This window comes from Gammaproteobacteria bacterium (ex Lamellibrachia satsuma), assembly GCA_019623805.1.
In the GTDB taxonomy this organism is placed as follows: domain Bacteria; phylum Pseudomonadota; class Gammaproteobacteria; order Chromatiales; family Chromatiaceae; genus QGON01.
Genome location: CP053680.1, coordinates 2356527 through 2373450 on the forward strand (window position 1 = coordinate 2356527; position 16924 = coordinate 2373450).

Here is a 16924-nt window from a genome sequence, read left to right on the forward strand (position 1 = left end):
GGCAGACAATGCCGTACCCTCTCACGCTGCGAGGATGACTAGAGGTGATCTGTAAGCAGGATATTCAGACCGAATTTTATCCCTCACTACTGAGGCAGTGCATATCAACACGGACATTAATAATGGGTAGCTACGGCGTATTTGATAACCCATAGCTGGCACCCGCGCGCAAAGGAACAATAGGCAGTTGTCCGAAAAAAACCCATCCACTCCACCCATAGATCGGCTGCTGGCTGGCAAGCGGCTCAAGCAGTTGCAGCTGCGCGTGGTGCTGGGCATGCTGATCACCAGCATCCTGATTGGTACGGTTTCCACACTGCTGCTCTACCAGTCTCAGGCGGAACAGCTGGAAACTGCAATACTGTTCGAAGTGGCGCTGCAGAAGACAGCCATCAAATCAGAGATCACCCGCCTCAAAAATCTTGCCGCACAGATCACCAGCCGCAGCCGCATCCGTCAGGAATTGGAAAAATATCAAAATGGTCTGATCGGACTGGATGCACTGAATGCCTTTTCCCGTTCCAAGCTTGCGGATGCACTGCGTCTGGCGCCGGATATGGTTGGCATCAGTCGTCTGGGTAACGATGGCCGGTTGCTGATAGAGGTTGGAGAGGCCATCCCGAAATCACTCAGGCCGATGGATTTTCGCGCTGACTCCATCCATCTCGGGATGCCTGGGCTAGTCGACGGCCGCCAGCGGCTGGTTGTCAGTGCGCCCATCATCAATCCAAAAGGCAACAAAGTCGGGATAGATCTGGTGGCATTCGATACGCATCGTATCAGCGATGCCATCCAGGAATTTACCCGGCGCCAGCAAAGTCGTGGCAGTGTACAGATTGGTACGCTTGGTTCTGCGGGTGTGGAATATTATTTCGCTTCCGGCGAGGTCGAAAAATCAGATATCAGAGGCTTTCTTGATAGTGAAGTACATGAAGCTCTGGCTGGAACCGCAGAAGGCTTGCATGTCGTTGAGACTGCACGCGGGGGCAGCATCATCGTTCACCAGAAGATCGGCAATTCATCCTGGGTCTTGCTGTTTATTAATCAGGCGAATGATTTTTATGCGCCTGCGCGAACACACGCGGCCTATGTCGGTTTCTCCGTATCTATTCTGGTGTTGATCGGTATCTTCCTGACCCTGCGCCTGGTACGCCCTCTGGTGGATCACGTCTCGCTTGAAAACGACCGAAACAGGAAGCTGCTGGACAAGGTACAAGTCAGCGAAGAACGCCTGCAATCAATACTGGATAACACCTCTTCGGTTATCTATCTGAAAGATAGCGATGGAAAATACCAGCTGATCAACAGACGCTTTGAAGAGCTGTTTCAAATATCCCTCGAGGAAATCTCCGGCAAGACCGATTACGAAATCTTCCCCAAAGAAACTGCCGACGCTTTCAGGGCTGTTGATAATAAGGTACTTGAGACAGGGGAACTTCTGGAACTTGATGAACAGGCACCGCACGATGATGGTAACCATGATTACCTCTCGATCAAGTTTCCTCTCTATGACGCAGCAGGTAACACTCAGGGTCTATGCGGGATATCCACGGACATTACCGAACGTAAACAGGCCGAATTGTCCTTGGCAGAGAGCCAGGCACGCTACCGGGATCTGGTAGAAAATACCCATGACTGGATCTGGGAAGTGGATGAACTGGCCCGCTATACCTACGTCAGCCCCAGGGTCATAGACTTCCTCGGTTATGAGCCGGAAGAGATCCTCGGCCGCACCCCGTTTGAGCTGATGCCAGCCGAAGAGGCAGAACGCGTTAGCGAACTGTTCAGTAAAATTGCAGAGGCCCACCTCCCGTTCAATGCCATCGAAAACGTCAACCTTCATCGCGATGGTCGCCGTGTAGTGCTTGAGACCAGTGGCACCCCGATTTTCGGACCCGACGGAGAATTCAAGGGCTATCGTGGTACCGACCGGAATATCAGTGAGCGCAAGCAACTCGAACAGCGCGAGCGGTTGCGTCTGCAGATCCTGGAAAAGATGGCGCAGGACGAGCCACTGAAACAGGTGCTGGAGACACTGGTACAACTGGTTGAGTCTGAAATGCCGGGTGCTCTGTGCTCTGTCCTTCTGCTGGACAAATCAGGACAGCACCTGCTCAATGGCGCCGCCCCCAGTCTGCCGGATTTCTACAATGAGGCAATTCATGGCACCAAAATTGGCAGTGGTGTCGGCTCCTGCGGGACTGCCGCATACGAAAACCGCCAGGTGATTGTTGAGGATATCCAGCAGCATCCCTATTGGCAGCCCTATGCCGAACTGGCAGCACGGGCCAATCTGGCAGCCTGTTGGTCAGAGCCCATTCGTGATCGTCAGGGTAAAATATTGGGCACTTTTGCCCTCTACTACCATGAGCCGAGGGTACCACAAGCCTCTGAGATCGAGCTCATCACCCAGCTCGCACATCTGGCAGGTATTGCAATCGAACACCATGCCAATGAGAAGGCACTACGTGCCAGCGAAGAAGGCCTGCGCGCCGAAAGAGATTTTGTCGATGCGGTGGTGGAAGCGGCCGGTTCGATAATCGTTGTAATGGACAGGGATGGAAGAATCGTTCGTTTCAATCATGCCGCAGAAGAGATAACAGGTTATTCCTTTGGGGAGATGCAGAATCAGCCTATCTGGGAAAGCCTGATTCCCGATGAGATCCGTGAGGACGTTGAAGGTGTCTTCAATAATCTTACCGCCGGCAACATTGTCGGCAACTACGAAAACGAATGGCTGATGAAGGATGGTTCGCGCCGCCTGTTCCACTGGCGCAACACCGTGCTGCAAGAGGCAGATGGCAAGGTCACTCATGTGGTATCACAGGGTTACGACATTACCGATATACGCAAAACCCAGCAGGCACTTGCCCTGCATAAAGACAAACTTGAGCATCTGGTGAATGAGCGTACCGCCGAGCTGGAAGAGATTACTGCCTATAACCGCACGCTATTTGAAACCTCGCCCATTGGCCTGGTCCTGTGCGACATGGATGGCAGACTTGTGGACGTCAACCCTGCCTACCTGAGAATCATCGGCTATGACGAAAACGAGGCCAAAACGCTTTCGTATTGGGATATCACCCCGCATGATTTTGAGCAAGAGGAAGCCTTGCAACTTCAGACATTGCAGGAGAGCGGACGCTACGGTCCCTATGAAAAGGAGTACCTGCACAAGAGTGGAAAACGCGTTCCGGTACGCCTCAGTGGCCAGCTGATCGAGCAACATGGCAGGCAATACATCTGGTCTTCAGTGGAAGACATTTCACAACGCAAGCGAATGGAAAATGACCTGCGCGAGAGTGAGGCAAACCTTGCGCAGGCGCAGACCATTGCACACCTGGGCAGCTGGCATCTGGATATCCTTAACGACCAGCTGAACTGGTCAAAGGAAACCTACCGGGTCTTTGGCATGGAAGTGGATTCTCCGGTCAGTCTGGGGAATTTTGTGGCCGCCCTTCATCTTGAGGATACCGACCGGGTACTGGATGCATGGGACGCCGCGCAGCTGGGTGCCCCCTACGATATCGAACACCGTATTATTGCGGACGGCAAAGAAAAATGGGTGCGGGAACGGGCAGAGATCCACTTTAATGATCAGGGGAAGGCGATCTCTGCGCTAGGTACAGTGCAGGACATCAGCAGTCTCAAGCTGGCGGAGCACGCCACTCAGGCGGCGCTGGCCGAGGCACAACGCCTGGCAAAGGTTCGCAGTGATTTCGTGGCAAACATGAGTCACGAGATTCGCACCCCGTTGAATGGGGTGCTGGGTCTGGCGAAGATGGGTGAGCGGGGAGTTACCACTGAGAAAGCACAGGAGATATTTGCACGGATCACTCTCTCTGGCCGGCACCTTTTGCAGGTAGTCAACGACATTCTCGATTTCTCCAAGATAGAGGCCGGCAAGCTGGTGATTGAAAAACGCCCCTTAAAACTGATTGCCTCAGTGGATAGAGCGGCCGGCTTGGTAAAGAGCCAGATGCAGGAGAAGGGGTTGTCGTTTCATCTCGATTTTGCCGATGGATTACCATTATGGGTGAAAAGCGATGCGTTGCGGTTGGAGCAGGTCCTGCTCAATCTGCTCTCCAATGCCGTGAAGTTCACGCAGCAGGGTGAGATTAGACTGATTGTCGAGGCGCAGAATCAAACCCTGTTGTTTCGGGTGAGCGACACTGGGGTCGGGATGGCAGAAAGCCAGCTGGCCCAGTTGTTCCAGCCCTTTGAGCAGGCAGACAGTTCCACTACCCGGCGTTTTGGTGGAACCGGCCTGGGCCTGTCGATCAGTATCAATCTTGCCAGGATGATGGGGGGTGATATCCAGGTAAAAAGCCGTTTGGGCAGTGGCAGTGAATTTATTCTGAATCTCCCTCTGGAACCTGCCACAGCTGTACCCGATGCTGCAGCGCAGGCAGTGCCAGCAACTGGTCAACGTCTGAAGGGAATACGCCTGCTGGCCGCAGAGGATATCGAGGTCAATCGGCTGATACTGGCCGACCTGTTCGACCAGGAAGGTGCCCAGGTCGTATTTGCAGAACACGGACAGCAGGCGCTGGATCTGCTGCAGGAACAGGGGGAAAATGCCTTTGATGTTGTGCTGATGGATATTCAGATGCCGGTCATGGGCGGCTATGAGGCAACGCAGCGGATACGCGAATTGTCAGCGAAATTACCCGTAATCGGATTGACCGCACATGCGCTGGCTGAAGAAAAGGCCCGCTGCATGGCATGCGGGATGGTCGATCATGTGGCGAAACCCATAGATGCAGATGAATTAGTCAATGCCATCCTGCAGCATGTTTCAAGCAGTGTTTCAGATTTGCTTTCTCATACCGCAGCGGGGTATCCGTCGTTGAGTGAGAATCTCTCTGACCAACCCATATACCAGGATGAGAATCCCCCGGTCGATTGGGAGGCGCTGCGTAAACGCTATCGCGGGCGAGAAGGCTTCATCACGAAACTGGCGCAAACCGCGCTCAACAGCTGTAAGGAAACACCGGAAAAACTGCGCCAGGCGATGCATGCTCACGACAGCATGCAATTGAGTTTTCTCGCCCATGGCCTGAAAGGTGTCGCAGGCAACCTGGAAGCAAACAGATTGTATCAACTGGCTACCCAGGTCGAGACCAATGCGAAACAGGGCGGCACTGCGACAGATCCCGTTGCCAACGAACTGGCAGCGGCCCTGGAAAATGTGTTGGCTGCACTTGCCGAACAAGTCAAGGTGACTGCTGTATAAAAGCGCTCGCATCACAATGGCAATCTTTATAAACACTGTGACGCACAGGTTGAAATTTGGTTGGAATTCTGTCGGATGAAACCGTAAAAAATGAAATTAATCTATCAGTTCAAGAAGGGAAAGATAGCCATGCAAAGTCATGGCTGCGCATCAATAGTTAGACTAGTAAAATGAGCAGAATCCACCTGCTTTTTGCCCCCTGCGCGCGACTTTTTTGGATAAGCTTATCCAGAACGCTGGCTCTTTTCTTCCTATCTGTTTCTGTTGCTGCCGCAGAAGGGGTTCTGGTTGTAGCGCAGCAGGATGCGGAAGTAACCACATTGACCCGGGAGGAAGCGGCCAACCTCTTTCTGGGCCTGGGATCCACCAACTCCAGGCTGATCCCCATTGATCGGAGTGAACAGTCGCTGCGTGAGCGCTTTTATCGTGAGGTCACCGGCCTGTCGGCTGCCAGTGTCCGTGCTCACTGGGCCAAGCAGGTATTTACCGGTCGTGGCCGCCCCCCCGCTCGTATCTCAAAAACGGACGTAACACAGGTGCTCAATGATAAACCGGGCGCCGTTACCTATGTTGCAATCGACCAGCTGCCTGCTCACGGTAGGGTATTGCTGTCCACGGAACAGGAAGAGCAGGAATGAACAGACGATTGGTATGGATCAGGTTATCACTCATTACAATCCTGCTGACCTTGAGTCGTTCCGGTATTGCGATTGAAACCTATTTAGGCGGTTTCGGTACGGCAAGTCTCTCCTGCTTCAGCAGCGATAAGGCCGACTATGTCATCAATGATCAGCCTGAGGGACCAGGCCGAACCAGGCATTGTGATGCCGGAATCGACTCCACGTTGGGCGTGCAACTTGATCTGGGTTTGAGCGAATCGCTCGATTTCGGTCTGCAAATCGTTGCCGACCGCAACGTGGAGCGCAACTTCAAGCCAGATGTCACTTTGGCCCAGCTGCGATGGCGAGCTACAGATGCTTTGACTCTGCGACTCGGACGCATGCCCACCAACGCCTTCCTGCATGCCGAAAACCGCCAGGTGCGCTACGCAATGCCTTGGGTGCGACCCCCGCTGGAGGTCTATGGTCTGGTGCCGGCCTTTTCCCAGGATGGATTGGAGATCATAAACGAGGGCAGCTTCGGCCGCTGGCAGACAGAGTGGCACGGGGGTATCACCCGAATCGCCTTTGATGTGGCGGCATCCAACAGCAGTGAAATCTCTCCCATCGAGGCGGATGGCGCTTTCCTGAACCTGACGCTGCAGGATCGCAATACGCAGATAAAACTCGGCTATGGCTATAGTAAAACAAGCTTTGCAAGCGCTGATATCGAGGCGCTTCTCGGTGCGCTGAGTACCCTGGTGTTTCCGGACGGCGCGCAATTGGCCGATGATCTGGCTATCGACCAGGCCGCAACACATATGTTTGGTCTCGGTATGAGCCATGAGCGGAACGACTGGCTGGCCATGGCTGAATTCGGTTACCGCTCCATCGAAGGTTTCTTCCGCGATCAGTATGGCGCTTATGTCACCCTGGGCAGACGGTTCGGCCCCTGGATGCCCTATTCAACCCTCGCCCGGCGCTGGACCCGCGGCCCGGACAGTGACAGTCGCGCAGGATTCCTGCAGCCGCAGGTAGACGTGCTATTGGCCTCTAGCCGCTATGATGCAAACAGCCTGGCGCTGGGTCTGTCACGGGAAATCACCGAACAGACAACACTCAAGTTCCAGGCCGACTGGATCCAGCCGGATAAAAACAGCTGGGGCCTCTATTACAATCACGCACCGGACTACGATTATGCCAATCCGGATAGCGATTGGCTGTTCACCCTGAGTCTGGATTTCATCTTCTGAGGTATTAAGCTTTGTCTCTTTTCCGTTCCACATCTCTGCGCTACCAGATGATTGCCGGTGTCGCCCTGGTGCTATTGACCCTGGTCACGCTGGAGACTGTCAGTATTCGGCGCGCAATGGAGTCGGAGGCCGTGGAACATCTGCGTGATGAGCTGTGGAAGACCTCTAAGTTGCTGAACCTGGTCGTTGTTCCGCATACCACGCCTGAGGGCATGCAGACCCTGCGCGCTTACCTGAAAGAGCTGGTTACGGGCGATGGAGAGGGAATCGTCTATCTTGCCCTGTTGGACGAGAAAAATAGCGTCCTGCTGCAGACGCGTGATACGCCAGACCCCTTGTCCCCCGCTTGGGATGAATCCGGGCCGCTACCCGACGCACCCATTGTGCATGCGGTTCAGCCAATCCTGTTGGGAGGGAATAGGATCGGTGCACTGCATTTTGGTCTGGATATCTCGTCAATCAGGGAGACGCATGCCAATATTCAGAGGGATCAGTTGCTTTTACAGGCGGGAGGGTTGGGGATTGCCCTGATCCTGCTGATTTTATTCGAGAGGCGTATCAACACCCGGCTTAGGCGGCTGATGCAGACTAGCCAGGCCCTTGCGGTAGGAAATTACTCGGAGAGAGCACCCGAGTCCGGCCCGAAAGAGCTGTCCCAGCTCGCTCGCGATTTCAACAGCATGGCGGATGCCGTGGCTGAACGCACTGCGGCGTTACAGGATAGTGAGGCCAAGTTGAGCGCCATGCTCAATAATCCAGCCCTGCTTATTGGCATGGTAGATAATCAGGGCATTGTGTTGATAGCCAACGATGTGGTCATGGAGCTGAACAATACACGCCCCGAAGAGATTCTGGGCCGCCCCATGTGGGACGCCCCTGTATTTTCCCATGGCGAAAAACTCCAGGAGAAGATGCGCGAGGCGGTGCAACGTGCGGTAAAAGGAGAATCAATTCAATTTGAGACAACCTACAAAACACAGTGGGGAATACGCATCGCCGAGTTCTCCTTACAACCTGTTACCGATTCACAGGGTAAGGTAGCTTGGCTGGTACCCTTGGGTATAGATATAACCGAGCGCAAACAGGCTGAAACGGATCTGCTGAAGAGCCAGGCGCGCTATCGTGAACTGAATGAGCAGTTGGAAAAAAATGAGAGTAACTATCGTGGGATATTCAACGAATCTGTAGCTGCAATATATGTTTTTGACAGGGACAAAAACTTCATCGACACAAACGAGGCAGGTGTTGAACTGTTGGGGTATTCCAGAAACGAACTGCTTAACATGAGTATTCCAGAAGTTGATGCCGATCAGGGTGCGGTTCAGCCAGCTCAGGAGCACCTCCTTGCCGGGGGAAGGATTGTCAATTTCGAGCATAGACTGGTCCGTAAAGACGGGAGCATCATTACTGTACTAAACAACTCCAGGCCAGTGTTTGATTCAGACGGTGAGGTCACTGGCATGCAAAGCACGCTGATTGATGTTACCGAGCGCAAAAAAATAGAGCACTCGCTTCAGGATCGCGAACGGGAACTCGACACAATCATTGAAAACATTCCCAACATGCTTTTTGTCAAGGATGCGAAAGAACTTCGGTTTGTCCGTTTCAATCAGGCAGGTGAAACAATGATTGGGATGCCTCGCAAGGATCTTATCGGCAAGAATGACTACGACTTTTTTCCACAGGAACAAGCCGATTTCTTCACCGAAAAAGACCGGGAGGTGTTGGAATCCGGGAAGCAGCTGGATATATCCGAAGAGCCCATTGAAACACCCCACGGGGCACGGATTCTGCACACCCGCAAGACTGTCATTCGAGGTAAAAATGGTGAAGCAAAATATCTACTCGGAATCTCGGAAGACATCACAGAGCGTAAGCGAGCGGAGCAGGAGTTGGAGAACCACCGCCTGCACCTGGAAGATCTGGTGGCCGAGCGCTCAGCCAGTCTGGCACGCGCCGAGACAATTGCCCATGTGGGAAGCTGGCACGTGGATATGGCCGACAGTCAACTGACCTGGTCCAGCGAGACCTATCACATCTTCGGGGTTCCCGTCGGCACACAGGTGAGCCTGACGGATTTTGTCGGTTTTGTGCATCCGGATGATAGTGATCGCACTATGACCGCCTGGCATGATGCCTTGAAAGGCGCCCCCTACGACATCGAGCATCGCATTCTCGTGGATGGCAAAGTCAAGTGGGTGCGGGAACGTGCCGAAATGGTCTACGACGCGCAAGGACAGCCCATTACCGCCCATGGTGCCGTGCAGGACATCACCGAGCACAAGGCTGCCGAACAGGCGATGACTGATGCGAAAGAGAGGGCTGAAGCGGCTGCAGGGGCGAAATCGGAGTTTCTCGCCAACATGAGCCACGAGATCCGCACCCCACTGAATGCCGTACTGGGATTGGCCAGAATGGGGCAGCGTGATAGTAAGGAGTCAGAGAACTCGGAGAGATTTCATCATATCCTCAACTCGGGGCAGCACCTGCTTGGCATCCTCAACGACATCCTCGATCTCTCCAAGCTGGAGTCCGGTAAGGTCAACGTGGAGATCCAACCCTTCCAGCTGATTGCAACCGTGGAGGATGCTGTCAGTCTGGTGGCCGATCAGGCCGGGGAGAAGGGGCTGACCCTCTTTCTCCATATTGATCCTGTTCTGCCAGTCTGGGTGGCGGGCGATTCATTGCGATTGCGCCAGGTACTGCTGAACCTATTGAGCAATGCTGTCAAATTCACCGAGGAGGGTGAGGTGCAGTTGCAGGTTGGCCGCCAGGGTGAGCAGACCTGTTTCAACGTGATTGACACAGGCATAGGTATGAACAGCGAACAGATATCGCGCCTGTTTACGCCCTTCGACCAGGGTGACACATCCACCACGCGACGTTTTGGCGGCACAGGTCTTGGACTTGCCATCAGCCATAATCTGGCTAACCTGATGGATGGGCATATCAGCGTAAAAAGTGAGCCGAACAAGGGCAGTACCTTCACCCTTTGCATTCCATTGGTGGAGGCGGCTCCCGATACCGAACGTGAGATCCAGAATCCTGGGATAACAGGCGACCGTCTCAAGGGTATTCATTTGCTGGCGGCTGAAGATGTGGAGATGAACAGGCTCATCCTCAAGGATACCCTCGAATACGAAGGTGCCCATGTGGTTTTCGCCGAAAATGGCTATCAGGCGTTGGAGCGCCTGAAGGAGATGGGAGTCACCGCCTTTGATATCGTATTGATGGATGTGCAAATGCCCCTGATGGACGGTTACGAGGCGACTCGCCGCATCCATAAGCTCACCTCAGCACTACCGGTGATCGGGCTTACTGCCCACGCGCTGGGGGAGGAACGGCAGCACTGTCTTGCCGCCGGCATGGTGGAGCATGTGACCAAACCCTTCGATGCCGATGACCTGGTTGCCGCGATACTGCGACAGATGAAGCGGCCGAAACCAGCAACGCTATCAGATGCGCATTCAACACTCGAACAAAAGGCAGGACCTAAACAGGCAACCAAGCCTGCGGAGGAAGCACCGCCAGACTCTCTGCCTGGGATCGATTTGGCCGACGGCTTGCAGAGATTGCGTGGCAGATGGTCCTCCTATAAAAAGGTGCTCCTGATGTTCCAGCAGCAGCACAGTGCCAGTGCGGACAAGATGGCGTCATTGCTGGAGCAGGGGGAGTTTGAGGAGACCAGGCTGCTGGCTCACCGGCTCAAGGGTACTTGCGGAAATGTTGGTGCCAAACGGCTTTCTGAACAGGCTGCGGCCATAGAAGCGGCTTGCACTGCGAATGACCCGGAGACGGCTGTGGCTCAAACGGCCGCATTTCGTGCCAGTTTTGAAGAGATCATGGAGGGTCTGGCGATGTTGGATGAGGGATAGGAGAAGCCCCGGCTGGTCAGTTACCCTGCCAACAGCTTCGGCGGCACATTTATCGGTGCAGATGTCCGCTCGCAAAAAGGGGAATATCGAAACTGATCGGTTCGAATGCACCCGTTTCAGGTATATGTAGGGAACGGCAGGGCTAAGTCTGCTGCGCATTGAGAGACCAAATTACTATACTTTAATTATGTTTCAAGTTAACAAAAAAATAGTTCTCCAATTAACACTACTGGTGCTGCTGGTTTTGATTTCTGCCTTTGCTTATATGCACTACGAGGTTTCAGAAGAGATGCGCTATGTCACTTCTGAAAAATGTCAGGAGTGCCACAGCAGTGAATACAGTTCATGGCGTGACAATACGCTCCACCCCTATATGTTTCTTCCCGTCAGTTCTCCCGATGCCAAGATATTAGGTGACTTTGAAAGTGGGGATCCTGCCGTCACCTTTAAAAAAGAGGATATTGAGTTTGTTCTCGGCAGCAAATGGGAGCAGGTTTACGCTCGTATGATTGACGGTGAATATTACCCGTTTCCAGCCAAGTGGTATGTCATGCAGAATCGCTGGGTTCCTTACAAAGTCAATGACTGGCATGAAACGCCGATGTCATATAAATGCAATGGCTGTCACACCACGGGTTTTGACCCGAACACCCTTGAATTTGCAGAATTCGGCATTGGCTGTGAAGCCTGTCATGGCCCCGGAAGCCGCCATGTCCAGCATGAAACCACTGAACACACAAAGCCCTGCAATATCTGTCATGAGGAAGAGAGTTCTGAAAATGAGGACGAGGAGGCAGGGGATATTATCCGCTCTGTATCTGCATCCGTCTGCGGTCAATGCCATAATCGAGGCACTACTGCCAGTGGTGATGTCATCAAGGGCACCCAGTTCAACTTCCCTACCGGTTTCACTCCCGGTGATGACTTGAGTAAAACGACTTTTGATCCATCGACGCCCAAAAACGATAAAAAGGGCAAAAACTGGTGGGGTAACGGACTTTCGAAAAACCGTCATCAGGAATTCAGCGACTGGAATAAATCCAAACATTCCAAAGCCCTGACGAAATTACTGGAAAGTCACCAACATGAAGAGAGTAAGCGTGGCCCCCTGACAAAAGAGTGCCTGCAATGCCATTCCACAGATTATCGCCATGCCAGTGAGGGCGAAAAACCTGACCTGATCAGTGCCCGCTTTGGTGTTACCTGTGTTTCCTGCCATGAGCCGCATGGACACGATAAAAAACAGCCCGGCTTTGGAGACGGGGCTACGGTATGTGGTAATTGTCATGTAATGCAAATGGCACAAAGTGAAGAGCGTCATTTCCCCTGTCCTTCCGAACAGGTTGGCTGCCCCAGTTGCCATATGCCTCGTATGGTAAAAACCGGTGGCTTCTTCAGCTTACGCAGCCATGCTTTTAAAGTCGTCAAACCAGCATCATCAAAAGGGATCAAAATGCCCAACTCCTGCCAGAACGCAGGATGTCATTCAGACAGAACACTGGACTGGGCCATTAATGCCTATGATGATTATTATGGCAAAGTAAAATAAGCAACCCATGAGCACATGATAAACGTCCCATTTTACCGGCGGCTCGATTTTCGTATTGTCGTTCTGTTCTCAACAGTACTCTTCTTCGGTTTACTGGTGGGTCTTTTGGGTGCCCGATACGTTGCAGAGCAGGACTTTCGTGAGTTGCTGATCCGCCAGTTCCAGACTGCCGGTAACATGGCTGAAAATTCATTTACTCAAATCGGTCAAATGGGTCTAAATGGCGCCAATCACTTTTTACTGCACCCAGACCTGCATGCTGCCATCGATGCGCAGGACTCTATCTCTATCACAGCTGAGATGAATAAACTGGTAAATGAAACCAGTGCCGATATTGCCGTATTGCTGGATCCTCACGGGCGGGTTATCTACCATTCGGAAGACCCGTTACAGTTTGGTAAATCCCGTATGTCTCATCTTATAGTGCGTGAGGCCATTCTTGATGGGAATGTCAGTACCTCCATCCTGCAGGAGCTGGATAACTTTATAATCTATTCTTCAGGTCGATTATTATCAGACGTCGATAAAGGTCATCTCAAGGCTGTTATTCTGGTCGGTTATGCGATCAATGATCCTCTCATAAATAATCTTAGCGAAGATGCGGATGTTGGTCTGACCATGGTCAGGCGCAGAGCCATTATGGCTTCAACATTTAATCGTGAAGGCAGACGATTAAAGACTATTCCCATGCAGTGGACCGATTATCAATCCATGCTCCAGCGTCCTGATTCTATCGGTAAGCTGCTGTTTAATGATGTCTCCTATTTCACCTATGCGCGCAGACTAAAATTGATGGACCCGATTCAGGAGGGCTCAATTCTGTTCACCATTCCTGCGCGACAGCTGGATAAGGTACAGGATGAGCTTTTACACGAATTCGAGCTGCTGTTTGCGCTGTTATTTTTTCTTATCGCACTGTTTGGTTGGCGCTTTTCTCAACAGCTGCTTGAACCACTGCATCGACTGTTTCTGTTTACCAATGAGGCTCCAGAACAGCAAAATGAAGAACCTCTAAAGATAAAAACCAAAGATGAGGTGGGCGCATTGGCGTACCATTTCAATGACTTGATCAACGATATTAAAAAGAAAAACCGGGAGCTGGAAAATCGCGTAGAAGAACGTACGCGCGAGTTGAAAAATGCTAAAGAGGAGGCTGAGAAGGCGAATCGTTCACTGCAAAATGCCCAAACTCAGCTGGAACAACGGGTGGAACAACGAACCAGTGAACTAAAACAGAGTGAAGAACGCACGCGAGCCATCATCGACAGTGCCGCTGACGGCATCATTGTGATTGACAGTAAGGGCATTGTAGAGACTTTCAGTCCTTCTGCAGAGATTTTATTTGGTTACGATGCACCTGAGGTTATCGGCAATAACATCAATATGCTGATGCCCGAGCCTACGCGCTCAAAACATGACAGCTACCTGGCCCGTTATCTCCCCGGGAGAGAGTCAGGGGTTATAAGAACTAGAGTTGAGGTACAAGGTCTGCGGCAAGACGGCGATACCTTTCCAATGGAGCTATCGGTCAGCGAGCTATTGGTGGGAAGCAAGCAAATGTTTGTAGGCATCATTCGTGATACCACCGAGCGAAAACAGGCTGAACTGGCTATGGCTGAAGCGAAAGAGGCCGCCGAAGCTTCTGCACAGGCAAAGAGTGACTTCCTTGCCAATATGAGCCACGAAATTCGCACGCCGATGAATGCCATAATCGGCATGTCAAAACTGGCACTGGGAACTGATCTTAATCCAAAACAGCATAACTTCATTAGAAAAGTACACTACTCAGCCGAATTGCTGCTTGGCATCATCAACGATGTTCTCAATATCTCCAAGATAGAAGCTGGGAAGCTGGAAATAGAAAAAGTAAATTTTCAATTACAATCTGTGCTGGATAATGTTTCAAATCTTGTCGGGATCGATGAAGTCGAACAGAACCTGGAGTTAATCATAGAGGTCGCAGATGATATCCCGGATGAACTCATTGGAGATCCGTTACGGCTTGGGCAAATTTTGATTAATTTGGGTAACAACGCTGTTAAGTTTACTCAACAGGGACGTATATCCATTAGTGCAAAACTGGAGAACCAAAAGGACAGGCAACTTACACTGCATTTTTGTGTCAGTGACACCGGTATCGGTATTACGCCGGAGCATCAGAAAAAATTGTTTCAATCCTTTAACCAGGCTGACAGTTCAACCAGTCGCCGATACGGAGGTACGGGGCTTGGATTGACTATCAGTAAAAGGTTGACTGAATTGATGGGAGGTAAGATCTGGGTGGTGAGTCAACCCGATAAAGGCTCAGATTTTCACTTTACAGTGCAACTGGGAGCCGGTGACCCTGAGCAACAAAAGGAAATATATCTGGATACAAAGAACAAACAGATCGGTGACTTTTCCGGCGCCAGGGTTTTATTGGTAGAGGACAATGAGATCAATCAGGAGTTAGCAAAAGAGTTGCTCAGTGACAGGGGTTTTATTATCACCTCGGTCTGGAATGGCAAAGAGGCCGTTGAAATTTTACAGAAGGAGCATTTCGATGGCATATTAATGGATATACAGATGCCGGTTATGGACGGCTATACTGCTACTCGAATAATCCGTAATCAGGTTAAATTCAAAGAACTTCCCATCATCGCCATGACTGCCAACATCATGGAAAGTGACAGAGCCAAGGCGAAGGCTGCAGGGATGGATGACCACATAGGCAAGCCGCTGGATGTGAATGAGTTATTCACTGTTCTGACAAAATGGATATCTCCCAATAAACTACAAAAAATGAAAATTTCTTCTGAGAAAAAAGAGTATGAGAAAAACTATCCCTTTCATAAGCTTATAGGTATTGAAATAGATAAAGGTCTGGAAATTGCAAGAGACAGGCCCGAGTTCTACATAAAGCTACTGACCCTGTTTCGTGATAGCCAGCATGACTTCCTCAATGATTTCCTCATGGAACAGCAGAGCGATGATCCGAATGGGGCTATCCGAGCAGCTCATAGCTTAAAAGGTTCTGCAGCAAATATTGGCGCAACCACACTCAGGGATGCAGCTCAGGAGCTGGAAATGGCTTGTCGTGAATATAATTCAGACGATGGGATTTCTGATATATTGAAAAAGGTAGCCACTGAACTTGACCCTCTCATTGCCGGGCTGAATGACTTCTTTAACCATTCCTGAGTGACCATTGAATATCATCCTGCAACAGTCTTAGAGTCTGAAGGCACGTCTGCTTCTCCCTAATCTGTAGCGGAACACAAATCCTAATTCCAGTCCTATTGCTCTCCAGCGCACTCTAACACTCCCCTAAATACAGGCATGGGTTCCGCTGTGCTTTTATATCAAAACCTTGAAGTGTCTAAAGATATCAGGCAGCGAGCCGAAAATGATATAGGGCGTACGTTAGAGTGCTTCCAGCCTCCTATATGCCGGGACTTTGAATTGTAAACATGAAATTGTGGAGAAGTTACACACATGCCCCCAATTATCGACACTGAAGAGCTACGCAAAGCTCGCAAAATAATAAAAGGACTTTCAATACCCACACCACCCAACCTGTTGTTGGAGATCAGCGACGAACTGAGCCGTCTATGGCCGGACGACGATAAAGTGGCTGAATTGATCCGCAAAGATATTGGATTGGCCTCCAATATACTGAAGACAATCAACTCACCTGCATTCAATCTCAGGGCCGAGATAATGTCGATTGAGCATGCAATTCGACTCATGGGCCTGAAACAACTGAAGGACACGATTATCCGTGTGGCGCTGCGCAACGCCCTGGAATCAAGTATGTTAGAGTTTGAATATCTCTCCGAAGTCTCTCACTCGATTGGAACCAACACCAGCGTGATCGCGGGCCACTTTGACACCATAAACCCCGCAGAAGCCTATATGGCTGGACTTTTCCACGAGGCGGGCAGCATATTCCTGATGCAGCGGTTTCCTGAATATAAATCGTTCTATGAAGAAAACCGGTTGCATGTGATCTCTCTGCCGAATCTGGAGAGGGAGAGGTTTGGAGCATCTCATGCTGCGATCAGTTTTTTACTGGCCAAACACTGGAAGTTGCCGGAAAATGTATGTTCTGCCATCTACTTTCATCATACCGTAACTGAAGGGATCGGCCTGACGACGGAACAAGAGGGATTATGCAGTGCCCTTAAACTCGCTTCATATATCACCTTTACCCGGTATTTGGGGCTGGAGACAGAACAATCCGAGGAGAGCATGGCCTGTCGGGATAACTCCATTAAGGAACTGATGATCGACGAGGAGGCGCTGGAGGAATTTATGAATGAATGCGATGGACTCAATTCAATCCGGTAAACCTGCTTTTTACAAGCTCAAGTAATCATGGTGAGCACAGCGCACCCTACGTTCGCCCATTTCCTGTGCAACTAATCACCTTT

General features: G+C 51.3%; 7 protein-coding genes. All 7 read left to right on the plus strand.

All coding sequences use genetic code 11. The annotated features are described in order from the left end of the window. Positions 1–187 precede the first annotated feature (187 nt). Positions 188–5236, plus strand: a complete 5049-nt coding sequence (locus HPY30_10225; protein ID QYZ66334.1) for a PAS domain S-box protein — start codon at positions 188–190, stop codon at positions 5234–5236. Between the two features lie 170 nt (positions 5237–5406). Further along, a complete protein-coding gene (locus tag HPY30_10230; protein QYZ66335.1) occupies positions 5407–5874 on the plus strand; it encodes a phosphate ABC transporter substrate-binding protein in 468 nt (155 codons plus the stop codon). Next, positions 5871–7088 carry a hypothetical protein gene (locus tag HPY30_10235; GenBank protein ID QYZ66336.1) on the plus strand — a complete coding sequence of 406 codons (1218 nt, stop codon included), beginning with the start codon at positions 5871–5873 and terminating at the stop codon, positions 7086–7088. The genes HPY30_10230 and HPY30_10235 overlap by 4 nt, the downstream gene beginning before the upstream one ends. Positions 7089–7099: 11 nt before the next feature. Then, positions 7100–10963, plus strand: coding sequence for a PAS domain S-box protein (locus tag HPY30_10240; protein ID QYZ66337.1), 3864 nt, complete (start codon positions 7100–7102; stop codon positions 10961–10963). Positions 10964–11150: 187 nt separating this feature from the next. Continuing rightward, on the plus strand, positions 11151–12512 hold the full coding sequence (locus tag HPY30_10245; protein ID QYZ66338.1) for a cytochrome C: 1362 nt from the start codon (positions 11151–11153) through the stop codon (positions 12510–12512). Positions 12513–12527: 15 nt separating this feature from the next. Further along, complete coding sequence (locus HPY30_10250) at positions 12528–15692, plus strand: PAS domain S-box protein (GenBank protein QYZ66339.1); 3165 nt, start codon at positions 12528–12530, stop codon at positions 15690–15692. A 294-nt stretch (positions 15693–15986) separates the two neighbouring features. Then, on the plus strand, positions 15987–16841 hold the full coding sequence (locus tag HPY30_10255) for an HDOD domain-containing protein (protein QYZ66340.1): 855 nt from the start codon (positions 15987–15989) through the stop codon (positions 16839–16841). Positions 16842–16924 lie beyond the last annotated feature (83 nt).